The organism is Paenibacillus sp. MBLB1832, from assembly GCF_032271945.1.
GTDB classification, from domain to species: domain Bacteria; phylum Bacillota; class Bacilli; order Paenibacillales; family NBRC-103111; genus Paenibacillus_E; species Paenibacillus_E roseopurpureus.
The window spans coordinates 2,815,617-2,840,202 of sequence record NZ_CP130319.1; the positions used below are offsets into that span (position 1 = coordinate 2,815,617).

At 38.3% G+C, this 24,586-nt stretch carries 27 protein-coding genes; 25 read left to right on the forward strand and 2 right to left on the reverse strand.

The features are described from left to right. The first annotated feature begins 97 nt into the window (after positions 1-97). The 4 genes from MJB10_RS12405 to MJB10_RS12420 all read left to right on the forward strand — a co-directional run bounded on the left by MJB10_RS12405 (position 98) and on the right by MJB10_RS12420 (position 3,012). Positions 98-1,111 (forward strand): stalk domain-containing protein, encoded by a 1,014-nt coding sequence (locus MJB10_RS12405; RefSeq protein ID WP_314805598.1) that lies wholly within the window; start codon positions 98-100, stop codon positions 1,109-1,111. Between the two features lie 347 nt (positions 1,112-1,458). Then, the gene (locus tag MJB10_RS12410) at positions 1,459-1,875 is read left to right on the forward strand and encodes a hypothetical protein (RefSeq protein ID WP_314805263.1); all 417 of its coding nucleotides are present in this window, start codon (positions 1,459-1,461) and stop codon (positions 1,873-1,875) included. A gap of 126 nt (positions 1,876-2,001) precedes the next feature. Next, entirely contained in the window at positions 2,002-2,289 is a 288-nt protein-coding gene (locus MJB10_RS12415) for a hypothetical protein (protein WP_314805264.1), read from the forward strand. Between the two features lie 63 nt (positions 2,290-2,352). Then, entirely contained in the window at positions 2,353-3,012 is a 660-nt protein-coding gene (locus MJB10_RS12420; RefSeq protein WP_314805266.1) for a suppressor of fused domain protein, read from the forward strand. 18 nt (positions 3,013-3,030) lie between these two features. Here MJB10_RS12420 and MJB10_RS12425 read toward each other — a convergent pair whose 3' ends face one another. Continuing rightward, on the reverse strand, positions 3,031-3,162 hold the full coding sequence (locus tag MJB10_RS12425; RefSeq protein ID WP_314805268.1) for a hypothetical protein: 132 nt from the start codon (positions 3,160-3,162) through the stop codon (positions 3,031-3,033). A 501-nt stretch (positions 3,163-3,663) separates the two neighbouring features. Between MJB10_RS12425 and MJB10_RS12430 the strand changes: the two genes are divergently transcribed. The 19 genes from MJB10_RS12430 (at position 3,664) to MJB10_RS12515 (ending at position 21,281) form a co-directional block, all read left to right on the forward strand. Continuing rightward, positions 3,664-3,993: a low molecular weight protein tyrosine phosphatase family protein gene (locus tag MJB10_RS12430; protein WP_314805600.1), complete on the forward strand. Its 330-nt coding sequence runs from the start codon at positions 3,664-3,666 to the stop codon at positions 3,991-3,993. Between the two features lie 220 nt (positions 3,994-4,213). Beyond that, positions 4,214-4,849, forward strand: coding sequence for a S26 family signal peptidase (locus tag MJB10_RS12435; RefSeq protein WP_314805270.1), 636 nt, complete (start codon positions 4,214-4,216; stop codon positions 4,847-4,849). 773 nt (positions 4,850-5,622) lie between these two features. Next, positions 5,623-6,009: a hypothetical protein gene (locus tag MJB10_RS12440; protein ID WP_314805272.1), complete on the forward strand. Its 387-nt coding sequence runs from the start codon at positions 5,623-5,625 to the stop codon at positions 6,007-6,009. A 237-nt stretch (positions 6,010-6,246) separates the two neighbouring features. Beyond that, the gene (locus MJB10_RS12445) at positions 6,247-6,981 is read left to right on the forward strand and encodes a DUF6882 domain-containing protein (protein ID WP_314805273.1); all 735 of its coding nucleotides are present in this window, start codon (positions 6,247-6,249) and stop codon (positions 6,979-6,981) included. Between the two features lie 158 nt (positions 6,982-7,139). After that, a complete protein-coding gene (locus tag MJB10_RS12450) occupies positions 7,140-7,592 on the forward strand; it encodes an HAD domain-containing protein (RefSeq protein WP_314805274.1) in 453 nt (150 codons plus the stop codon). A gap of 287 nt (positions 7,593-7,879) precedes the next feature. After that, on the forward strand, positions 7,880-8,260 hold the full coding sequence (locus MJB10_RS26715; RefSeq protein WP_397386629.1) for an NUDIX domain-containing protein: 381 nt from the start codon (positions 7,880-7,882) through the stop codon (positions 8,258-8,260). A gap of 92 nt (positions 8,261-8,352) precedes the next feature. Further along, complete coding sequence (locus tag MJB10_RS12455; RefSeq protein ID WP_314805275.1) at positions 8,353-8,676, forward strand: hypothetical protein; 324 nt, start codon at positions 8,353-8,355, stop codon at positions 8,674-8,676. Between the two features lie 769 nt (positions 8,677-9,445). Beyond that, positions 9,446-10,087, forward strand: a complete 642-nt coding sequence (locus MJB10_RS12460; protein WP_314805276.1) for a hypothetical protein — start codon at positions 9,446-9,448, stop codon at positions 10,085-10,087. Positions 10,088-10,342: 255 nt separating this feature from the next. Beyond that, complete coding sequence (locus tag MJB10_RS12465) at positions 10,343-10,573, forward strand: hypothetical protein (protein WP_314805277.1); 231 nt, start codon at positions 10,343-10,345, stop codon at positions 10,571-10,573. A gap of 82 nt (positions 10,574-10,655) precedes the next feature. Further along, positions 10,656-10,940, forward strand: coding sequence for a hypothetical protein (locus MJB10_RS12470; protein ID WP_314805278.1), 285 nt, complete (start codon positions 10,656-10,658; stop codon positions 10,938-10,940). Between the two features lie 504 nt (positions 10,941-11,444). Further along, positions 11,445-12,572 carry a hypothetical protein gene (locus MJB10_RS12475; RefSeq protein ID WP_314805279.1) on the forward strand — a complete coding sequence of 376 codons (1,128 nt, stop codon included), beginning with the start codon at positions 11,445-11,447 and terminating at the stop codon, positions 12,570-12,572. A gap of 320 nt (positions 12,573-12,892) precedes the next feature. Beyond that, positions 12,893-13,678, forward strand: coding sequence for an abortive infection system antitoxin AbiGi family protein (locus tag MJB10_RS12480; protein WP_314805280.1), 786 nt, complete (start codon positions 12,893-12,895; stop codon positions 13,676-13,678). Between the two features lie 133 nt (positions 13,679-13,811). Then, positions 13,812-14,159: a hypothetical protein gene (locus tag MJB10_RS12485; RefSeq protein WP_314796778.1), complete on the forward strand. Its 348-nt coding sequence runs from the start codon at positions 13,812-13,814 to the stop codon at positions 14,157-14,159. 244 nt (positions 14,160-14,403) lie between these two features. After that, on the forward strand, positions 14,404-14,733 hold the full coding sequence (locus tag MJB10_RS12490) for a hypothetical protein (RefSeq protein WP_314805282.1): 330 nt from the start codon (positions 14,404-14,406) through the stop codon (positions 14,731-14,733). Positions 14,734-15,470: 737 nt separating this feature from the next. Continuing rightward, on the forward strand, positions 15,471-15,941 hold the full coding sequence (locus tag MJB10_RS12495) for an NUDIX domain-containing protein (RefSeq protein ID WP_314805283.1): 471 nt from the start codon (positions 15,471-15,473) through the stop codon (positions 15,939-15,941). 728 nt (positions 15,942-16,669) lie between these two features. Next, the gene (gene ltrA, locus MJB10_RS12500; RefSeq protein ID WP_314805285.1) at positions 16,670-18,466 is read left to right on the forward strand and encodes a group II intron reverse transcriptase/maturase; all 1,797 of its coding nucleotides are present in this window, start codon (positions 16,670-16,672) and stop codon (positions 18,464-18,466) included. 429 nt (positions 18,467-18,895) lie between these two features. Then, the gene (locus MJB10_RS12505; protein WP_314805287.1) at positions 18,896-20,359 is read left to right on the forward strand and encodes a hypothetical protein; all 1,464 of its coding nucleotides are present in this window, start codon (positions 18,896-18,898) and stop codon (positions 20,357-20,359) included. Between the two features lie 290 nt (positions 20,360-20,649). Continuing rightward, positions 20,650-21,033, forward strand: coding sequence for a DUF2750 domain-containing protein (locus tag MJB10_RS12510; RefSeq protein ID WP_314805289.1), 384 nt, complete (start codon positions 20,650-20,652; stop codon positions 21,031-21,033). A gap of 74 nt (positions 21,034-21,107) precedes the next feature. Next, positions 21,108-21,281: a hypothetical protein gene (locus MJB10_RS12515; protein ID WP_314805291.1), complete on the forward strand. Its 174-nt coding sequence runs from the start codon at positions 21,108-21,110 to the stop codon at positions 21,279-21,281. A 658-nt stretch (positions 21,282-21,939) separates the two neighbouring features. Here MJB10_RS12515 and MJB10_RS12520 read toward each other — a convergent pair. After that, the gene (locus MJB10_RS12520) at positions 21,940-22,986 is read right to left on the reverse strand and encodes an IS1595 family transposase (RefSeq protein WP_397386601.1); all 1,047 of its coding nucleotides are present in this window, start codon (positions 22,984-22,986) and stop codon (positions 21,940-21,942) included. Between the two features lie 279 nt (positions 22,987-23,265). Here MJB10_RS12520 and MJB10_RS12525 point away from each other — a divergent pair, with 279 nt between their 5' ends. Then, positions 23,266-23,610 (forward strand): hypothetical protein, encoded by a 345-nt coding sequence (locus MJB10_RS12525; protein WP_314805293.1) that lies wholly within the window; start codon positions 23,266-23,268, stop codon positions 23,608-23,610. A gap of 230 nt (positions 23,611-23,840) precedes the next feature. Further along, a complete protein-coding gene (locus tag MJB10_RS12530) occupies positions 23,841-24,509 on the forward strand; it encodes a DUF4309 domain-containing protein (protein ID WP_314805294.1) in 669 nt (222 codons plus the stop codon). Positions 24,510-24,586: the final 77 nt, after the last annotated feature.

The window sequence follows — 24,586 nt, forward strand, 5'->3', positions numbered from 1 at the left end:
AGTCTGAAACTTCTTATTTCGTAATAAAATGGTAGGAATTCCCCTTGGAAGGCAAATACTAAAACGCCTCAATCCAAATCATAAAAGGAGCTTGATAATGAAAGAGAAATTCGTATCCATCACGTTAGCACTAATCCTATTATTTTCTAGTATCCATACTGCAATAGCAGCCCCTTCAGATACCACACCTGCCGTTTTCATCGATGGTAAGAAGATCACGTTTGAGGTTCCGCAGACCGTAATTAACGGGTCGACACTCGTTCCGATGCGAAAAATTTTTGAAAGCTTGGGTGCTTTGATAGAATGGGAGGGTAGCACTCGAACTGTCACTGCTAAGAAAGGCGATATTACGATAACTTATGTGATTGGTGATACCATGGCAAAGAAAAACTCCGCTGATATTGCCTTATCTGTGCCAGGTCAGATTGTTGACGGATCTACTCTTGTACCACTCCGTTTTGTAAGTGAGTCCCTTGGTGCGACAGTCGGTTGGGAAGGAGCAAGTCGCACGATTACGATCTCTTCGGCAGTGAAGGTAATTACGAAAGTTAAGCGTGTGGTCGATGGTGATACGGTAAAAATCGATTGGAACGGAAAGGAAGAATCGATCCGTTTAATTGGAGTCGATACAGCGGAGTCTGTTCATCCTGATGCGACGCGAAATTCGGAGCTTGGTAAGATAGCTTCCGACTATACGAGAAAAGAACTGACCGATGCCAGTATCTTTATAGAAGTTGATGTCGAGGAACGCGATAAGTACGGTCGTCTCCTTGGGTACGTGTACCTTGCAGATGGTACGTTTTACAATGCAAAGTTAGTCGCGGAAGGCTACGCCCAACTGGCGACATTCCCACCAAATGTACGATGGGTTGAATTGTTCCGTCACTTGCAGACGGATGCTCGCAGTGAAAATCGCGGATTATGGGCTAAATTACCGGCATCACCGGCACCGACAGTTAATTACGATCCTAATGGTCCGGACCGCGATTGTGGTGACTTTGCAACGCATGAAGAGGCACAGGCTTTCTTTATCGCGGCGGGTGGACCGGAAAAAGATCCACACCGTTTAGATGCTGATAAGGACGGCTTGGCGTGTGAAGCGCCAAAATAAACTGAGCAGCAAATCATTGAGACTATGATAACAAGAGCACCTTCGGGTGCTTTTTCTTTAGGGGTTGATGCTTGTGCTATCTAAACCGAAACGCTCAGCCATCAGCCAGGATGCAAGTACCTAACCGATCAAGGATACTGCGATAACCACAAGAAAGAATCAAGTCAGTATATTTTTGCAATTACTAATTATTTCATAACACTAACGGTTACGATAGTGCAGGAGTTGCCTTGTAGAAGCTCCTCTTTTATTCGTTCAAGTAACGGGAGTTTTCTTCAATAGCAACACTTGCTAAAATATATACACTAACACCTGATTTACCAAATTACCGCGGGGGTAAACGAATCATGAGTTACTATTTATTGGTATTTGAAAATACGAGAGTTCCAAAAACAAAGAAAGAGTTTATGTCTTGGTATGAAAACTTAACAACTTGGGGTGAAGATGTAGACTATAACGAGATATCACACACAACTATGTCACTACAAAATTGGTTTCAAGAAAGTATCAAGTCATTTCCTGCTATGAACGGTTCATTTGCACCATCTGATGAGGAATTTAATGGGAATGAGGAGCTTGAGGAAAGATTAACTGATTATTGTGTTGCATCGAATGCTATTTACATGGCCTTTGCATGGTCAGTAGCTGAAAAGGCGTACGAACATGTTCGCATGTTAGCAACTAAGCATAATGTTGGTTTTTTCAATGTCAGTAGTGATAATGGTGAAATTATTCTTCCAGATGGTTTAAAAATTGAGTGCTGAGGGTGTCGTGCTTTACATCGGCTCCTTTTCGATTGTTGAACGAAAGGGCAGAATAGCGTGATAAAGGTTATGATACGATTGAAATAGTAAATTCAATTTTTCAAATCACATTTTGGGGGAAATGTTGTGAATGTGCCTGCTGAATTAGACGGTGCGAAAGTGATAATGTACATTGAAAATGACAAGCGTCCATTCTTGATAATGAAGTTTGAAGAAGATGATGGTTCTCAAAAGGAAGTACCCATTACAAGAATGGCGATAGCGAAATATGAAAATGGGAAGGGGTATTATCTATTTTTATGTGATATGAACTGGGAAGTTCAAAATGATTTTGACTTTGATTCTATTGAAGAGGCAATACATTGTGCTTCCAAGAGTTTTGAGGTAAAAATAAATGATTGGAATAATTTCTAACGGGAAACGTTAGTTCAGAGCTACCAGAAGTAGTTATAGAGAAGTTCGAGGGGGTCAAATGAATTGACACTAGATGAGTATAAAAATCGGGCGTATGTACAGGAAGATTGGGCTCCTGGATGGGATGCCATCGATGAGGAATTTGAAAAGCTCTATCCTAAACAGAATCCAGTACATTATGGGACAGAGATGCATAAACGTGCAATTTTTGGTGGGAATGAGTATCTAGATGGTTATAGCATTTATCAATCTCCAAATGGGTATAAGCATTTACTGACATATGGAATGACCGAGCTTTATGTTGAAGAGGAATCGTTTGGTGGTGAGTGGAGTCGTTGGGGGTACGAAATGACGATAAAATTAAAAGAGGAATCAGTTGAAAGTTGTCTATGGGCAATAGATATGCTTTCTAATCTTGCTCGCTATACCTACACGAAAGAAAGAATATTTGAACCTTATCAGTATGTTCCTGGGAATTGTAAATCACTTCATATTGGCGTTGAGTCGGAGATTACAGCGTTAATAACAGTAAACGATACTGAAGTGAAAGGGATTAATACACTACACGGAAAAGTTGATTTTATTCAATTCGTTGGAATTACACAACGAGAATTAGAATTATTGAAACAGGACAGCAATCAACTTGAGATTTTAATTGAGAATATGAAGAAGGACAATCCGTTTTTAATAACTGATATGAATCGAACTATGTCATATTTCTAGTTCGAGATTCGTCAAGCTCTAACGGGAGACGTTAGCGGAATAACCAGGGAGCAGATCGCCGCGGCAGCTGCTCCCTGGTGTCGTCGAAGTAACGGGCAGTATAGTTGAATCATCACGGAGCAGATCGCCGCGGTCAGAAGCTGCTCCCATTTTTGTTGAAGTAACGGGCAGTAAAGCGCAACTTGCGTTGTATGTGTAGCGTCTTTATATATGGGATAATTTCCTAAAGTTTACTGCAACTAATTAAAATTTAATTTGGGAGATTGGCATCGAAGCAGTTCCCTAAATAACTCGTAGAAGGAATATTTAGAACGGAGGGATGAAAAAGTGGATATTGCCTTTGCGTTATTGTCCTTTCTCTTTATGTTGTTATTCTTAAGTACAATTCGAGCAATTGTAAACAAAGATAAAAGTGATGTGCTTATTTTCACGACTTCGGTTTTTTTTGCAGCTATTCTCTTTATTAGTATAGTTATATTTGCTCAGTAATATTTAGCCGAGAACTGATATCGGAAATACAAAAACTGGCTGCTGCTATTGGGCAGCTTATTCTAGTAACGGGCAGATGAACGCAAATATAGATGCCATTTTTAGTTTATTGTTATCCATAGAGTGGTAAAAATCAGTGAATTTGATAAGAGGATGATTAAAATAAAAATTTTGTTTATATGTAGCAGAAACAAATGGAGAAGCCCAACAGCCGAAAAAATATTCCATAAATATAATGGTTATGATGTGAGGTCTGCTGGGACAGAAGATAGTGCTAGGATTAAGGTAACAAGTGGACACATTGGATGGGCAGATCTCATATTTGTAATGGAAAAAAAGCATTTGAGCCGACTCAAACATAAATTTGGATCAACACTAATTGAAAAGCCGATCTGGAACCTAGATATACCCGACGATTATAGTTATATGGATGAAGAACTTATTGAAATACTTAAAGCTAGAGTATCGGAATATATAGATGTCCGAGAGTAGTAAGTCTCGGTAAAAATGTATTACTTTGAACAATTTATTGTCCTTCGTATTCAGATATTTGTTATTAAAGTAACGTAAGAATTATAGTGGAGGAAAATGCCTCGCGGCAGTTCCTTTTTTTATGGCTCTCGCCATATATTTAGGTTAATTCCAAAAAACTATTGGAATTATTTAGGTAATAATCCTTTGATTCGAGTAAGATGGTAATAGGGGGGATATCATGAATAAGCTGCTATCCATTCTTCTCACGACAGCCATGCTGCTCAGTGGCTGCAGAGAAAACCGCTCGATTACAGATTCCACAACGAAGTATGACTTACCGCGTATGGAACAGTTAGGTCCAAACCAGTTGCCTTACCAACTTATGCAAGACGGGATGCTTCGATCAGAGCAATATGCTGGCGGTAATACCTTGGTTGTAGATCCACACTTTTATGATGCCAAATTGGTCGATAGAGGTGATGTCATCTATTATAAAACATCGGCTACAGATGAAGAAATCAAAAATAAAAAAAGAATGGAATTTGATGTGGCGAGAGTGATCGCCTTGCCTGGGGAAACTGTGACGGTTCAAAAAGGGCAAGTCTACATCAATGGCCATAGGCTTGATACTTTTTATGGTAAAGAATATTATGATGGCAAATTTATAAATGGAACTAAAAATTCGTATACCATGCCTGACTCGATCGATGTGCCACCAAATCATTATATTCTTGCTGGTGATGTATGGTGGCGAGTTGGCATTATAGAAGACCCCGTATCAAATGAAGATATCCGCGGCGGCGTTGTGGGATGGATCAAAAAAGAAATCAAGAAAGTACCGTTTAATCCCAAAGATTATCCAATGCATTTTTAAAATAACAAGAGACAACATCTTGAGACCAACTGGCTGCCAACATGGCCAGCCAGTTACTCCGTGGGCAGGATGCTGGCAACCTCGTTTTGTCCAGCTAACGGGAGCACAAAAGCTTAGTAAACCACACTACCGTGGGAATAATCGGGAAACTTCACTGTGCTAACGGGCAGAATAGCGTGGTACTAACTTTTTTTATAGTCCTTATTCATTTATGATACAGTTCACGTAGATTAGCCTACATCATATCTTAATGAAAGAGCAATTTTATATACGAAGGGAATGAGTCGAATGGGATTAATGGCATCGTTACTCTATTTATTTCTCTATGTTACCCCAATAATAGCAATTCTGTTTTTCATTAACGGTGTTTCACTTGTCAAGAAAATTAAAGGCGATAAAAAAACCGCTTATAATACGGCTTTGGGTGCAATAATGTTTGGATTCATTGTATTTTCAATAATATGGAGCATATCAATACACTTTCCTTTTCACTAGCAACATGGATTTGATTTTACTCCACGTAACAATAGATGACAGGTAATCATTACGCTAACGAGGAACGAGAGTTCAATAACTGGCAGCTGACCTTAATGGTGCGGCTGCCTCTTCTCAACTAAAGGGCAGAAATGCTTAGTGAACTTTCAATATTAAGTTGAAACATTTTCCAATAGTGTACGTCTAAATGGAGAATATCAATTTAATGGGATCGGCGAAGCCTTGTCCCATCTGCCTCGGCGAATGCCTAGAGGCTATTTTAGTTTTAGGAGGGTTACATGACATTAACTTTATTGGTTTTAGTTCTTGGCTTTATTGGAGTCTGTATCATTGTGCCTATTGCACTATGGTTAAGAAGTAAATTTTCACCGAAATTTGATATTCTTCCACAACGAAAATTAAATACCTTATCTACGTTAGCAACGATTCTTTCCTTCCTTTATCAGTTAAGCTTCATGTTTGTCTATTTATCTGATCATTTAGCTAATTTTTCTAACCCTTGGGGGGATATATATTGGGTCAGTGCTGGTTTGAGCGGAATTATTTTTGGCTTTATAGGCGTTAACTGTCCAAGGCTTATCTCAGTTATTTCTATTTTGCAAATCATATTGGGTTTTGGACTTTTAGGGTTGTTAGTTTTAGCGATCGGCATTACTTCAATGTAATCACTTTGAACTTAGCAAGTATTGTTTGTTACGCTAAAAGTGCTAGAGTTTCCATGGATGATTGACGACGACCATTGACTAAACTAAACGGTGAACGATAGTTGAGGGGCTTGCTTCGCGGCTGCTCTTTTTTTGTTCATTCAAGTAACGGGCAGGATACTTGCAAGAACATGCAGAATTTAAACATGTAATTTATGGATGAGAAGTGTTATGTAAATTTATTAAGTAGGTGGCAGAGTGGGATTATTCGATTTTCTAAAGAAACAAAAAAATTCGGAGCAGGAAGTAAGAAACGTAAATTTACAAGATATTGAGAATTTTTCATCGATGCAAGAATTATTAGAGCGATATAGTGGTATTGCTTTCGAGAAACAACTAGCAATTAACGATTCAATCGGTAACCTTGATTGGAATGTTGATATGAGTGCAGGAACAGCGACTTTTGGTAATGATTTAACTTTCCCTATTCAAATGTTGGGTAGTGTTTCGCACCAATCAAACACTTGGTTATGGGCTTGGGGAAACGCTCAAGCACAGATTTCCTCTGATAGTTTGACACAAGCAATGCAATTGAAAGCTTATGGCATAAAGAACAACATTCTTGAACTGACAGAAAAAACAATCCCTGCGACCGATAATGAAGGACATGTAATTGCATGTATAGCATCTGGAATGTTTAAAAAACGCTTTTATTATGCTGGCAACTATGGTGTAGGAACAGCATTTTTTACTATTGATGTAGCAGAAGAAGGTTTACTGGAAAAACCCGAATCGGTATTAACTGTATTTCCTCAACTGATTACGGCATTTGGACTCAATCACAGAAAAGCATTATACTTTTATCTGAAGGACAAAGGGTTTAAAGTTTCTGAATCGAATGACAGTTTAACGGGTGTTTCTGATAAGCTGACGGTTACAGCACATTTCGATGAGCTGCACCGAATGACCAACTTAGAGGCAACTAATAAATAAAAGTGTTGGTCATTACGGAAACACGATGAGGGGCTTGCTTCGCGGCAGCTCCTATTTGTTTTATTGAAGTAACTGGCAGTTATCTTCAATAGTTCATGTTAATATATGGATGTAGCGAGCACGTAGGTTGATTTTTTACTGAGGAGTGTGAATCTAATTTGAAAATAATCTTTTTAGATATTGATGGTGTTTTAGTTACCACGAATTCACTAATTCCCAGTGATAAATATTTTGGCAACAAATTTGATCCTATTTCTGTTAGATATCTAATTGACATTCTTGATGCCACTGATGCAAAAATCGTTATTTCTTCTTCCTGGAGAGAAGGAAGAACCTTGGTTCAGTTACAATCGATCTTTAAAGCTAATGGAATCGATGACTGCATAATTGGTTTAACTCCTTCCTTTAACGGGGAAACAATCAGGGGAAAAGAAATCAAAGCATTTCTAGATACCAGTCGTGACGTAGAATGCTTTGTTATTATCGATGACGAGGAAAAAATGGGTGAATTAGAACCATTTTTGGTTGAGACAGATTTTAGAACAGGGATTACAGAAGATATCAAAAACGAAGTAATTCGAAGATTGACTATGCAAACTGGCTTAAGCTAACGTAAGAACGATAGTTGAAGGAGTATGCCGCGATGCAGCTCCTTTTTGATTTTATGGAAGTAAGGGATAGATTTGCTAACCCAATTCCTATGAGATTCTATCTGAGTATTTGGTATAATAAGGTTATAAAGTAGAAAGAACTAAAATTTTGTAATCACAGACAACAGATACTTGCTTTCGGCTTTTATTGACAAAGGAAGGGTTAACTATGACAATGAAACTCATTGAACGTGCTGCAGGGGGATTAGTTTCTTCGCAATTCTCGGATAGGATTACAAGCTCTACTTATTCACGATAGATATGGACATGTCGGTTTCCCAAAAGGACATCTGGAATCTGGAGAGACATGGGAGGACGCTGCAGTCCGAGAAATATTCGAAGAAACAGGAATTAACTCAAGAATTCTTTCGCCGCTTGGCGACGTTGAATATCCTATCGAGAAAAAAGGACTAACCATTCGAAATCAGGTCCGCTTATTCCTTCTAGAAGCCATCGAAGAACAGGATGAGCCTGTTCACCAGGCTAACGAAGTTGAAAGTGCTCAATATTTAGCATGGGAAGATGCACTTCAACTTCACATGGAACGAGGCTATATGGACTTGAATTGGGTGTTTGATAAGGCTAAAGCACTTTGGGAGTGGCATAGTGAAGCTAACGGGACACGATAGTTCTACCGACTACAGACTGCCGATATTAACAACTAAACTCCTAGGGACTTGCGAGAAATAATTAACAAAATAATGTGAGGGAGGTTTACGAAATGTATTGTCCATATTGCAAAGAAGAACTGAGAGTTAATGATGGAGAGTTATATTGCAATGCTGGAGATAGTTATTTTTCAAAGCATATGGAAGTAGTTTTTAATGAAGCAATAGATAATTGTAAAGATGTTAAAGTACGGATACCAAAAGTTGAAAACAATGAAACAGGAAAATTCTTTTGTGTGAATTGTGGAACTAAAATGATGAAAATTGAATCTATGCATGAAGTTTGTACATGTTGTGGATTTGAAATAAACAAACGTACATTCTATGAGATTATTGAAAGGAATCCCCATCGTTCATTCGGGGGAAGAACATTGTAAAAATGAAATTATACTTATTGAAGTATTGAGGAACATATTATGGAGGAGACTGCATCGCGGCTGCTTCTCTTTTTTCATTAAAGTAACGGGCAGATTATCGCAATAATCGTTTTATCTTGTGACCCGCAAAACGAGCGTCGATAAACTCTGAAATTTAAGGGTTTTTAATAAAAGAGAGACGCTGATATCCTAATAATGTTAATATAGATTGAGATCAATATATTCCAAATTTCCGAATAATTAGTGCTTCTTTTCGAAGACATAAAAAAGGGGATTTCTTATAATGAAAACAAGTTCAATAAAACAATTCTGCTATTCAATTTGTGTGTTTTTGGTCATTTTTATTGTTAGTAGTGCTTTGATAAGAGCGGTAATACATCCAATAAATCAGTTATCAAATCAGATAAATTTGGTACTCAGTATTGGTATTTCAATATATTTAACTAGAAAGTTTATTGGCCGTCGTAGGAAGGCTTTGATAAAGAAATAGCTGGAATGATAATAATATAAATATCAACTTGGTTACCAGTAAAAACATGGCAACCTTTTTAAATTCAACGTTGGTTTTTTGTTTTTTTATCAGAATTACTATTACTCCAACGGATTGAACTAACGTAAGAACGATAGTTCAATAACTTCAGAATGAGGCTGCCGGCAGATTTGACCTGGTAGCCTTCGTTACATTGAAGGGAAGGATAGTTTAATAACCTTCGCGAATACTACAATTATGGAGAATTTACGAGGTTCGTAAAAAAGGAGTTAGGTGAAATTGCCTGTGAAGGAGCTTTCTATGAAGTTTACATCAATTTATAAAAAAGTACGGGGAATGAAGAGGAGAGCTAGAAAGCTTCCTTTATGGGGAAACTATCAAAAGGAACTAAATCTCGAATCCTTACTAAACAGGAAGAAACATTATGTTAAGTTATGGATTAATCCATTCTATAACTTATATCAGATCGGTAAAGATAAAGTTGGGAAGAAAAACCCACCATTTAAATTTAGAAAACAAGTTTTGTATCAATTAATCGAGATTTATCTTGCATGGCAAGAGAAGCTAAGTCAATTGGATGAACCCTACTACTTAAAAATATGGTTAGGGGACCCTGAATTTATTGATTCTCAAGTTGTAACGGCTCTAGGATCAGAAATAAAATATTATGAACAGATATTTATTAATAACCCAGTACCCAAATCGTTTCCTTATAGTAATCTTCATCCTAGTTTTGTTTTTTTTACTTGGGAGAGATATGTGAATGGATATTATGTTTGGGAAAGTGACTTGGAAACAGAGGAAGAAATAGAAGACATTCAAAGAAGAGCTTTTGAAGTCAACGAATATGTGATCAATGGGAAACAAGAAAAAAGCTATTTTATAAGTACTGGAGACATGTGGCTGGGGTATATTCGATGAGGAGTTTCCAAGATATGTGCCTTGGAGAGTAGTAGCTAAGATATTGACCAATACTCATTGAACTCCCATGAAAATTAAAAAGCTCTGGTTTTTAAAAAACACAAATTAAAGCAGAACATTAATGAGCAGGTGCCGCGGCAGTCTGCTCATTTTATTAAACTAAAGGGCAGGATAGTTCAAACCCTTCACGAATAGTTCGATTATGGATTTTATGTATCCTGTATCAAAACAAAAATTCAAGAAAGGAATTATCGAATGACAAATGAAAAATTCCTCGAAATGAAACAACGAGTTGGTTGGGGAGAAGAGTTCCTTATTTACCATAAAGACGAGGGATATTGGATTAGCCAGAACTCTACGGGAGTCTATTTCACAAGGAATGTAGATGGTTATACACAAGATTTTGATAACTCGGAAGAATTATTTGAAAACGCCAAAATCGGAGAACAATATTTAAAAGAACTTTTTCAAGAAATTGAATGGTAGGGTAGATTCAATTAAGCAAGGGCATCGTATTCTTGCTTAAGCAGAACGATAGCTCAATAATCTAACTTCTCTGGAGGGAAAAATGGGTTACATTTGTCCAGTTTGTGGTTATGATGAATTAGAAAAACAACCATATGATGAAAAGGGTAATGAATCATTCGAGATATGCGTATGTTGCAGTTTTGAGTTTGGCGTTGATGACATGCTTTATACGTTTGAAACATACCGAATGGAATGGTTATCTAATGGTGCGAAATGGTTGTTCGATACTAGACGCAGTGGTAATTGGAATGCAGATGAACAACTAAAGAATATTGACAGAATCAAACCAATGTACATACCATACCATCGTCCACCAAAGCCCTAAGCTAACGGGAAACGATAGCGGAAGAGAGGCTGCCTTGAGGTAGCTTCTTTTTGGTATCCATTCAACTATCGGGCAGATTTGCGTGGTGGCATCGAGCGTCCAACCGACAAATATACTTCGTTTTGTCCAGTTACTTTGACCGATTGACTGGATGATGATTTTTGTCGGGTAACAAGAACATTATCCCATTAATATTCGTGTAATACGCGGCTTTTTTATTTTATGGGATAAGGTTGTTGTCAAATCTCAATGACAGAACTTTATCCAATTCCCGATGTATGACAAGAACATTATTCCATTCCCGACAACCAAAGCGAATACACTTTTCACTCCCTTGAGCTGATACATGATCTTCAGGTTTCCTTTTCTTCAAGAAGGTAGAACATACCATTTTACGGGAAAGATGGTACAATATAATAGATGCCTTCAACTTATCGTTGAAGAAATTAGAGAATAGATTAAGCTCATCGAAATTCTTGAAAATAAACAGATCGGAGCAATAATATGAACACCTATTATTCAAGACTTGGACGACTTCTGGATGAAAAAACACCTATCTACCAGGAAGGTTATTACGTGATGTGTGAAGGTGACGAGGCTAAATTCAGTCCAGAGAAACCAGAGGGCGTAGAACTCATTTCAGCGGAAGCCTTTATCCATGCGCTGGTGGAAGGCTGTAAGTTTGTCATCCAATCTTTTGCGGAGGGCCCAGATAACAAGAACGTATACGCTTTTAATTTATATGCTGACGAACATAATAGCTACTACATCTATATGAACACGCTAGATCGATTTGAGAAAACGCTGGAAAAGTATCGGGGCGGCAAGTACGGAGACAAATACCAGAAAGACAGTGAGGTGCTTTCGTTAAAATACAGTCAAGGGGACTTTGGCTTTCAGCTCTTCCCAGATGATATGGGGGAAAGCAGCCGCATCATCAGAGCTTTTGAAAACTTGGCTTATACGGTTATGGACCTGGATGAGGACGACTGCTTAAGCGAAGAGGATGAGCCTGTGATTGCCTTCGAAGCGGGTATTCTGAAAGATGGGTTTAATCTACTAACCTTGAAGGCAGCAGCTCAACTTATTGAGGAAAATGCCTTTGCCCCGTTACAACGCACAGAAGACTTTATCGCATTTGCTGCGACGGGAAATGATTATGTGGACTACAGCTTGACGATGCGAAAAACAATAGATCTAGACTTGTTTTATCGCTTGTTTCCAGATGTTAAGGAGAAGGATGCGCTCTTCCAAGCGGAAATTGATAAGACTGCAGGCTTATCCGTGAGTGAAGCATTGGATTACTGGCTCCCTGCTGTTCATTCGGACTATGTGCCAGAGTCACCAGCCCAATATATCAAATTCGAATATGATCTATTTATGCGTCTGGAGTGTTACAGTAACTCTCTTGCTAGGGAGTGTTTGGAGCGATTGAAAAAGTTTGATTGGAATGAGCCTCTTGAACGCAATGATTATGAGCTCATCGCATATTATCAGGAAGCACTACATTTTGCAGGAGAGCTTACAGAAGACCAGCGTGAAAACTGCATAGCATTAGCTGAACAAATGACCGATTCCAACGAGGACTTGCAGGAATGGGCGAATACGCTACTAGCAATTGCGAGAACCTAATCTATTACTCATATAGTCATAACAAAAACGGGGCCTCACGAATCAATGAGCTCCGTGACAAACAAAGCGCTGCACATAAAGTTCTTGTCATTCCCGATTTTGACAAGAGGCACTACGTTAAGCTATCTGGGAACGAGAGCGCGGCGGTGGAACAGATCCACCGCTCATTTGCATTTCTGCGCAGTTGCTCAGCTATCGGGCAGGATACTTGAATGACTTCTCGAATAACTTAAGCCATTGCGAATTTAAGAAGTTCGCAGAAAAGATGTTATACGAAATAATTGCTTTGTGTCGAAAGTGAGTTAGTTTGGAGGTAGATTATGTCAAGGTTAAGTTCTGAAACTTTATTTCATTATGTACGTGAAAAGAGTTTTTTAATTAGTATACTTCAAAATAATTTTCGTCCGAGGTATGTGAAAGAAGAGTTTTCATTTGAATCTAATGAATTGGCTAAAATTGCTTTACCGATGCTTTGCTTTTGCGATATTAAGCTGTCAAGTATTGATGAACACGTTAAGTGGTATGGTAAATACGGTATTGGAATGAAGAAAGAATGGGCTTTAAAAAAAGGATTAACTCCAGTTCATTACTATAATCCCAATTCACATGCTATAAAGCATTTGTCAGATGCATTGTTGAACATTAGACAGGGCATAAAAAATGGTACAAGTAATCTTGATGCTTATATATCAAATTATTATAATCTGTGGTTTTTGAAACCATATACAGGTGAGCAGTATAACAGATCAGAAGATAAAATTTTACAAAAGGAGTTTTATGATGAAAGGGAATGGCGCTATATTCCATCTCTTGATGAGTTAAAGAGATTGGATGAGGGGTTACCGATGTCGATTTCAGGTGATGAATTAGTTAGATTTGAGAATAAATATGATTCTTATAACAGCGATTTGAATACAAAACTGGGAGAATCAATAAGCTTAGATTTTACTCCACAAGACATTTCATATATTATCGTTGGCCATGAGGAAGAGCGACTGGAAATGATTGGAGCCATTAAGCAAGCTAAAAGTCATTTTGATAGAGATACTAGAGAACTTGTATTTAGCAAAATTATCAGTCTTGAGCAAATTTTTAAAGATTTTTAGGTGACGGACGTGCGCAATTACTTCGCATAACAATGTGATCACGCATCGGGAATTCGCCCTACATTAAGCTAGCGAGGAACGATAGCTGAATCATCCCAGATTATCGAAGTGCCTTGATAGTAAGGAGGAACGAATGAAGTTTATTTACAAATGCGTCTCGTGTGATGTTGAACTGTTCCTAAATGACCGAAATACAGTGGTAAGATTTTATGATAAAAAAAGTGAACAACATGAAGATGAAATTATTAATTTAGTTCATGTTCATCCTGGTCACGGGTACCTATGTTTGAAGTATAAGGGTAAAGATACGGCATTGCTAAGCGGATTTTTAGATGAAAGTTTCTTTAAAAATGATGAAATAGTGCAAGCAGCAATTGATTTCATCGAAAATATACTACCAGATGTAAAGAATCGCTATGTACCTTATCATATTTCTCTCATTAAAAAAACGAGTTTTGTTGAATACAATGGCGAATATTAATAGCGTGGGAACCATTTGCGCTAACGAGAAACGTTACTTAAATAGGGATCGCCAGCTGCCGCGCAGTATGGACGGTCCCTATTTCGCTGAAGTAAAGGGCAGAATTGTTGAATCGATTCACGAATATGTAAAGTATTGAGGTGTTTGCGAAATTCGCAAATATGACGTTTGATAAAATCCTTAAATACAGAGAAGTTAAAGATTAAATTAGTTCAAACGAAAGGGCGCTTGGATGAACATTTACATGAGTAAATTCGAATTTGAATCAATAAAAGAAACTAACATTGATCTATTCTATAAAGTTAGAAGTGTTATCAATGAATTTGATCCCGTATCTTTAATAAGAAATGGTGCACCTGTTAATGAACATGAGGTCTTAGTTGCATATGTCCTCTACTTACTATTAGCTAATAAAACGGAAAAACTTAAAACAGAACTTATCGATTCTTATAAATATTATGGTTTTGATCCAGAAGATACTAGAGAAGAATATAAAGAATCATTTAATAGAAGAATTCAAGATACAACCGAGGAAATTTTAAAAGTATATAAAGAATATATAGATGAAATTTAGTGACTTTGGGGAAGTTGTTGAGGACTTAATCTAACATCATATTCACGCATCGGGCATTAGATCATTAAGGCTCCCTGGGGAAACTATAGCCTGGCGATGGAATCGATACATCGCTTGTTTGCGTTTCTGTGCGATCGGCTCAACTATCGGGCAGGATACTTCCAATATGTGTTAAAATTGAATTATCTGTATCCGTGGGGTGAAAATACTGAAAAGCAATGCTACAAAGTTGGGTATTATTATAATTTTTATGTTGATTGTTTTTTGCGGATATCTCTACAATCAACACTTGCACAATAGTAGTTACAGAACTAAAGCATTAAAATACATTAAGGAATTTGACAATACCCAAATGTATAACTACATTGGAGAATCACAAAAAGAGTGCCATATGATAGGAGGTTGTGAAGTCAGAGTCTACCTACAAGGTAGTGTTACTGGTGAAAAAGTTACTATTCTCATACTTAATGGCAGAGTCGCTCCCATAGCTAAAGCAATAAAGTAAATTCTGATTCAAGGTAAAGGAGCATATGTGTCATTTTTATAATCGTTTGGTATAGACCTAAAGGGAAACTAAAATTGAATAAACAAACACCACATGGCTGCCGCGTAATATGATTGGCAGCCTCATTACGTTAACGGGCAGATTACTTCAATAGAAACCATACAGGAATCACGAAATCTCCCTCGAATTAGTAACTAAATAAATAAAATTCCTTTTGACAGGAGGAAACGTTTTGAAAGTTCGAAGTGGTGTAAAGGGAATCGTAATTAAAAATAATAGTTTGTTAACCATCAAGAAACATGACGATAAATTCGAAGCTGACTATACACTACCAGGTGGCGGTCAAGAACATGGTGAAAATTTAGTTGAAGCCCTTCAGAGAGAATTTCTAGAGGAAGTAGGATGCCTTATAAAAGTAAAGCAATTTGTGTTTCTTAGGGAGTACATTGGTAAGAATCATCATGGGAACAATTTGATAGACCCAAAAACTCATGTGGTGGACCACGTTTTTATTTGTGAAATAGTGGATGAGCATAATATCGGAAATGGGATTGCCCCAGATGAGGACTACATTGGGATTGAGTGGATTCCAGTAACATGTCTTAATGAATTTAGGTTTTTCCCAAAAGGATTGATTAAAAACATAATTGAAATTGCAAATGATGAAATACCACATGGATTCTATACGGGAGATATAAATTAAACACTTTCTTCAGCTAACGAGAAAGTACGACAAGTTCTGCTATAAGCACCAACAGTGCGAAAAGCAGGAGATTACAGTAGTAATCTCAACTTTACAACCGAGGATGGGAATGACGGAACCATGTATCCCGAAACCATCCCGCCAACACTCCTGCATGCGTCATGTTTAACAGAACATGAGGTGTGAAGTACAGGTAGATTCGACAGAACGAAGGCTAAAGCCATCTAAATAGAAAAGGTATGCCAACGGATATGTCGCGCGGCTGAAAAATTGAATATGGTGAGAATTTTCGCATTAAAGCGACATGACGAACTTCTGAATGTACGGGTCTAAAGTTAGAGCATGCGGAAACGTATGTACCATCAGACGATGGGGTGAGTGGCGTAAAGTAAAACTTTCTTCTATGAAATACGCTATGCCAAACTAAGGAGGCATTGGTCTCACAGGCTTAGAGGAAGCACCTAAGTTCAGAAAAGATAGCTAGGCTGTAAGGTACTTGGAAAGCAAGGGACGTTGCAAGAAGGGCTGTTACCCGAAACGGTTACAATAAGGCACATGCCGAAATGCATTTATCCTTGTGAGGGCAGGGGCACGACTGATGAAACCTCTGTAATAGAGGCGGAGGAATAGCCCCAAGTCTAATTGAAAAGAACGATCATTTTCCATACGTGAATTGCACCGATCAGGTAGGAATGTGGGGACATCGCTTCGTCAGGAGGGATGCCACAGTGCAAGCTTTACGAAATTGGGAGTATTACGGCATGACGGAAGCTTTTACGGATTTGTACGAAAGATCAGCAAACAATGAGATATTTTCACGTCTCTATGAAATCGTCACATCCAGAGAGAACATCTTGTTGGCTTACCGTACGATGAAGTCCAATAAAGGATCAAAGACACCAGGAACAGATGGGCTAACCATCAAAGACATCGAACAACGCCCCGAAAACGAATTAGTGAGTGAAATCCAAAACAGACTGCAACACTATCGTCCCAAGAATGTCAGAAGGAAGCTCATCGAAAAAGATAACGGCAAAATGAGGCCGCTTGGCATCCCATGCATTCTCGACCGCATCATCCAGCAGTGCTTCAAGCAAGTCCTTGAGCCCATAGCTGAAGCTAAATTCTACAACCACAGCTACGGATTCAGACCCCTCCGATCGACACATCATGCCATGGCAAGAGTCCAATTTCTTATCAATCAAGCGTCGATGCATTATGTAGTAGACATCGACATATTGAGTTTCTTCGACAACGTCAATCATACGTTGCTTATGAAGCAACTTTGGAACATGGGCATCCAAGATAGAATGGTACTAGCCTGCATTTCTAAAATGCTAAAAGCTGAAATCGATGGAGAAGGAATACCGTCAAAAGGCGTGCCTCAAGGAGGACTGTTGTCGACGTTGCTTTCGAATGTCGTACTGAACGACTTGGACCACTGGGTAGCAGGTCAATGGGAGCTATTTCCCTTGAAGAAGCAACCTAAAAAGTCAAGGGACAGCCAAAGATACGCTAAAATCCGCACGACCCTTAAAGAAGGCTATTTGGTGCGTTACGCCGACGACTTTAAAATCATTTGCAGAGATTGGAGATCGGCTCAGAGATGGTATCATGCGGTAGTTTTGTATCTCAAAGACCGCTTAAAGCTCGACATCTCTCCAGAGAAATCGCAAATCATTAACCTGCGAAAAAGAGAGTCGGAATTTCTTGGCTTTACAATCCGAGCAAACAAAAAGGGTCAAAAGCGAGTAGCGCATACGGGGATCAAATCGGGCAAAATACAGAAAATGAGGAGCGAAGTCAAGAAACATATTCTCAAAATGAGGGCTTCGCCAACGGCGCTAACCGCTGCACGTTTCAACAGCTTTGTTCTAGGAATTCACAACTATTTCAATCGGGCAACACATGTAAATGTTGCGTTCTCACGTCTTGCCTATGATCTGCGAGCTTTCATGTATAATCGTCTTAAACAAATCGGGAAATATGAACATCCTGCAAACCCACCGCCAACATACAGTAAATTTTACAGCTTGGGGTACAGGACTTTTAAAGTAGCAGATGTTTATTTATACCCTCTGGCCAATGTAAAAACAAAGAATACGATGGGCTTTAGTCAAGGTCTTTCGCTCTTTACCACAGCAGGCAGAGAACAAATATACAAAAAGCTTCGACCAGATTTACGTCAGGAGATTTACTTCCTAACGAAATCTAGCATCCCGAATCAGAGTGTAGAGTATATAGATAATCGGATTAGTCGGTATAGCATGAAAATGGGGAAATGCGAAATTACAGGCATGTATCTCTTCGCATCCGATGTTCACTGTCACCACTATATCCCACCCCACGCAGGTGGAAACGACAAGTTTAACAACTTGCGTATCCTCCACAAGGAGGTCGGGAAACTTATCCTACAAACACACAAAGAGACAATTGACGTACTCAAGGAAAAACTGGATCTAACGGAATTGATGATGGTTCAGATCAACAAATACCGTGAAAAGTATGCATTAAGACCAGTTTAACATATCCCAAATCAATGAGTAACGAGGAACTTATGATTTAGTAAATTCAGTTAGAGGGAACGCGGAGTACTGGGAAACTCGTACGCTCCGTGTGGAGCAGGGGAAAAGCTGGAGATCACATCAAATGCTTACCTATTGCAACCTATAGTTGAGGGGATTGCTTCGCGGCAGCTCCTCTTTTTGTTTATTAAAGTAACGGGCAGGTTAATTAAATAAGGTTTCTTATAATTCTTTAAAACAAATACTAAATATTGGAAACTAATTCATTTAATTAACGTCTACATTTTAAACAATAAAATGAGGAGTCATTTTGAGAAAGTTTATATAGGGTTTTAGCTATGGCATTACTTTAACTGCAAGTACAGTAGTGTATGCATCAGGTATTATTCAAGCCGTGAGACAGATTATGAAGGGAGAAGTGAGCTGATCATGAAAAAGAAGTTGGTACTTGTAATAACTATGGCTTTATGCGTAGGGAATTTGGGTTGGGAGAAGTACTCAGCCTTTGCCATGTCAACCGAGACGAACAAGCCGAAAGAAACTACTATTACCTTGTTTGAAAACACGCCTCTGCTCAGCGATAACGGGAATACGCTCGGAATACTGTCTCCCCAAACGGTTACAATTCTTAAAACTGGTCAAAGGAGAGTAGGGCATGGGGAAGGGTATTTTGTACCTATCTATCAGATTTCTACTTGGCTCGGAAAGGCGTGGGTTATGCCATTAAATGCTGCTCTTGGAGAGCAAGTTCCCTCCCAAGCGAATCTTGAATTATTCGGTGTTGAACCGTTATACTTCGATCCTGGTCTTACTAATCCGACTTGGATTCAATTAGCTCCACAAACCGTCAAAGTCAAGTCGAAATGGGGAGACCGTTATCTAATCGAAACACAAAAGGGCGATAGGTGGATCGCTCCACGCTACGAATCGTTGTACGGTGTGGAGGAGGTAGTACGTGAGGTTCAACTCCATAATGAAATAAAGTTGCTTCGTTCCCCCTCTGGGTTGGAAACGGGTGCAGCATTGAGCCCCCAAAGAGTAAAAGTGAATGCAGTGTGGCGCGATTGGTATCGCACAGAATCGTGGCTCGGGCCAGTCTGGTTCAAGCTTACTGAGATGGATAATGATAAAGATGTAATACGAGACCATGACAATTTTGTATCCATCAGCAATCTGGAAAGCAGCGCATCAGGCACTAATAGTTATTCATTATCAGGAGTGATAACAATAAATCAAGAACTCCGAGGGAAAGTTGTTGAAATACACGCCTTAGATTCAAATAAGACGGTAACGGGTTCCACTGCGGAGATAACAATAGAGGGAATTTCATTAGCAAAAATTGGGGACACGCTGAGGTTTTCAGCACCCATTTTTTCACATGGGACACCAAACTCATTTGAAGTTGTGGTCAAAGATTCGTGGGGACTAACCAATTTAGATTTTTTTTCAGATGGAATGATAAATAATGTTGCCGGCATTTCATTTGGCCCACCTTCCATAGATGAAAACAAAATAGTTCTCATTTCTGGTCTCCAATTTAAAAATCAAAGCAAAAATGACTTAAATATCGAACCACTCTCAATCGAGTTTCAAATTAACAAAGTAATTGGAGATCGAAAGGAGATCGTCAAGAGTTATAAATTATCTGATCTCAAGGGTAAAATTCCCGCAATGTCATGGTACAAAGCTTACCTTCCTGCATGGAATCTTACGGATCAAAACGCTGCACCAGTTGCACCTGGTAAATATGAAGTAAGTATTATCGTACCTAGCTTACTGAAATATAATATTGTAGGGTCAGATGTTACTGAAACGCTATATGATTTTGCACGATACCAAAAATGGGATGTAGAGATAACCCAAGATCAGATTAATAAGATAACAAATAATTAAAAATCGCTTTTGAAAAATAAGTCAGCCAGAAAACCAAAGAATCGTCAACTGCATCGCATTTTCAAGCCCAATAAATTGTCATAGGATTATGATTTTAAGCAATTCAACTCGTTAAAGAGCACATCAGTTCTTCGAACGAGAAGGATATTATGGATCTGTTAGTAAAGGATTTAAAAAATATCTCTAGACGATTGGCTGCCGCATGGCAGCCCTTTGCTCCGCTAACGGGCAGTTTAACGTGGTGTGGTATGATAGAATTTAAGTAAATATTCTAACTAGGAGGAGCATTGATGCACCCGATAAACCCGAAAGAATTCGAGGCTATTATTAAACTCCCCGCGAATATTAGATATGAATACTTTATAAAGAAGGTTGCTGATTCAGAAGAAGTCTGGGGGTTGTATGATGACGGATGGGCAATGTCTTCAGATGAAAACGGGAGCTTGCTTATTCCATTCTGGCCTAAGAAAGAATTTGCAGATTACTGTGCTTATGAAGATTGGTCAAATTATAAAGCACAGGGTATCTCATTAAACGAGTTCATTAATGACTGGTTACCCAATATGTCTGAGGATCAGCGTAAGCCGTCGATCTTTTGGAACCGAGATGATTCTGCAGTTCTTGAGATTCAAGTTCTACTAAATGATTTAGAGCAGGAGCTCGAAAAGTATTGAACCATCATTACGCTAACTGAAGAAGTTTCATTTAAAGGACGGATTAAATGGAGATACCAGTTTTCTCATATTTTATGAGTCAATATCGTGATGTATTGCAAATGTCACTGACAGAAAACATAGAATTATTTTGTGAGTCAGAATCAGCCATTCCAAAGATAGAACTTCTTAAAGAAGTTGAAATGATTCTGAATAACCGTAATTTAGATGACTGGGAAATGGATACGTCCGTTATGCTTTTTATGTAATGGCTATGTTAATTCTTAATGTTGATTTTTGTTCAAAAGAAAACCGCCATCTGAAAGGGCGGTTGTTTGACTTCTCTTTCCCACGTTGGTACAGAGGAGTAATCATAATTGCTGTGCGTGACATATCTTCCTTCTCCTGAATATCTCTACACACGAACAAATCAACAATGTTAGTAAAACTCCAATAGCGAAGGTGAAAAAGTTAAAATACAGTGTATTTGTATATTGATTTAACCAGCCGAATCTGTAAATCACAGACTCTGGGGAATTTGGTCCCCCTCCCAGATGATGGAGTAAAGATTGGACCAAATAATATTCTCCGTAAATGAAAAAGATTAGTAAAAACGATAATATCGCAGGTAATTTGACAATGTTTTTAAGATGACGATAATATGACCCGCCGACTTTATAAACGAAGATTAACATGAATAAATACACGGTAACGGCAGGGAAAATGAAGAGTAGTCCTAAGTTTCCATTCCCTGAAATACTGTGACCTTCTCCTCTATATTTCAAGGTAAATAGATTGACGAGAAAAAATAAAACAATGGCTAGAAGCAAGGCTGAGAATAGTATTATCAAGTTAATCTTGGATTTCCTCCGCATATACATGACACCCCCCTTTTAAAGATAACTAGACTATCCTGCTCAATTTTGTTCATGAGGAATAAGAGGTTTGTCGAAGTCTGCTATTTGTGTCCTTTACAGTGAACAAACAAGAAGTGACCAACATATTCTTCTTATTCGACGTTGTATTCTCATATTCCTTACTATCTAAGTAACGGAACCATGCCAAATAATGTTGTAAATACTTCGTTGCTACTCCATTGAAACGGTCAATCCAGCGTTTCAGTCGGCTATGGTAGCTGTTCACGTTCTGAATGTGGTAAACGCCTTTCACACGCTGTCTTCCGTCTGATTTGAAGCGGTAATGGTCTAACCCTTTCGAATTGGCGTACGAACTAAATGCTCGCCACGAATCAGTACAAAGTACGTTCGAATCTGATAAATGACCGCCAATCGCTTCATCCAATTTCGCAGTACGAATACGCCCGCGTCCAAGAACGCCAGAAAAAGTCATCTTCTGACGGTCGCGAGCGACCAATACGCATATTTGTTCGTTGCTGATACCTCGAAATTTAGCTTTGCCGCCGCGTTTACGGGATTTGCGTTCAGAGATGTTTCTTTTCCCTTTCTCAGAGTACAAGAAATAGGTTTCGTCCATTTCGACGATGCCTTGGAACGATTCGGTAGGAATTTGCTTCAGAGCGGAAAGAATCTTATGCCGCCAGTAAAACAAGGTTACATGAGTCACCTCATCACCCAATTGCTCGGCACATTTTCTTAGTGAAAAGCCCTCAATCATGCATTCGATGAACCGAACCCATAGATGAGGTCTTCTGGTGCGTTGAAGAGGCGTGTTAGTAAGATCGTTGAAAGTTTGACGGCAGGCTTTGCAGCGGTAACGCTGCCGTTTTACAATTCCAGTACGCATCTTAATCATGTATTTTCCAAATCGCACAACAAAATGGCTGTCGCAATGTGGGCAGACAAGACCAGCTTTATGCTTTTGCTCCTGGATTTCATCAATTGCACGAATAGGAGCCGACATGGGTTTCATTCGAGACTGCAAGAAATATACAAGTTCCTGTTTACCACTTTCATTTAATGCGTCAGCTAGTTTCTTTATTTCCTTTAAATCCATGTTCAATCATCTCCGAAACATTATTATATCTATTATTATGCCCTTATTTGTTCGGAGTTAATCAATTATCAACAACAAGATTTAACATAGCCTATGTAATAAATACAGCAAAAGGACAATTAAAGTGATTGCACAAACTATACAGAGAGATTTAACTCAATTTGAAGGAGATAATAATGATTGATGAAGCTAAAATTGTAAAAATGATGTTATAGTAGTAAAAGGTAATACAGCCTTAATTATTTCCTTGTTCGTTATTAATCAAAGGGTGGTAAAAAAATGGGATATGACTTGAAAATTAAAAGAATCGAACCAGCAGCACAAATAACTCTAGATGAATGGAAGCATTGTATCAGTTTAGATTCTGAGCTTGAATATGTTGATTTTATTGAAGCAACTAACCCTAAGACAAATGAGACAATAAGGATTGAATCTGTAGGCATGGGTGTATGGAGAACAGAGTTTAATAATGAAGAGTTTGAACTTACTTTTTCATTTCGAGATGGTAGACGGGGAAGTGAAATATCTGCACGTTATGTTGATGATTTTCAAATTCCAAAAATGAAAGAAATAGCAGGCAAACTCAATGCTAAAGTTTATGGTGACGAGGGTGAAGAATACTAAAAATGAGTTGCTTCAATTCAGTTGCTAAAGATTGCATTAAGTCAGCAATGAGCTGGCTTTTTTGTTGTATACTGACAACGGAAGATGCTTCCTGTTCTCATTAAACTAAAGGGCAGTTTAATGGAATATCGTACTAAATAGATGTTTTGTAAAAAAATCAATGAGAATGGTAACTTTTTACTTTTTCATTTCGTCTAATTCGTTAGAATAAACAGAGGGAGTGATGAGTTTTGAAAAAGTTTGTTTTAGGTCTAATTTGCGGAATTGGTTTAACCGCGACAACTGCTGTCTATGCCGCAGACACAATCCAAGCGTACTTATTTCCTGCCAAATTTGAATTTAATGGTATCACCAAAGAAGTGGACAATAAGGAATATGTAGTGTTGAATCATAACGGTCATGCATATGTTCCGATTCGTTTCGTAGCTGAAAATATGGGGGCTTTGGTCAAGTATGAAGATACTACCCATACGATTTCCATTGAACAAACTAATTTAAGTAAAAAATTACCGTTGGATAAAGATTTTTATTCGTATGCGTCAGAAGGCAAAATCAAAGGAATTGAGTTTGGGATCGGGTCAAATAAAAACGATATTATTCAAAAATGGGGAGAGCCCCAAAAAATAGGAAGTTGGCAAACGCAATATTTTTCATGGTTTGATTATTATTATTTCTTTGGTAATCCCGATGACAGTGTCAGCGCAATTCGAGTAGGTGGAGATTCAGTCAAATATACAGTTGATGAATTAAAAAAAGTAATCGGTGAGCCAAAAGATGAAGGATTAAACGACGTTGAAAGCGGATGGTATCTGTATTATGAGGCGGGGGATTACCAAGTATTTCTCAATGCAGATACTAAGAATGGTGTAATAAAGTATCTGACATTAAAAAAGAGATAAAACAATAACTTAAAATGCTTAATGCTACTCGTTGCGCTAACGGTACACTATAGTTGAATCTTCAGGGAGCAGATCGC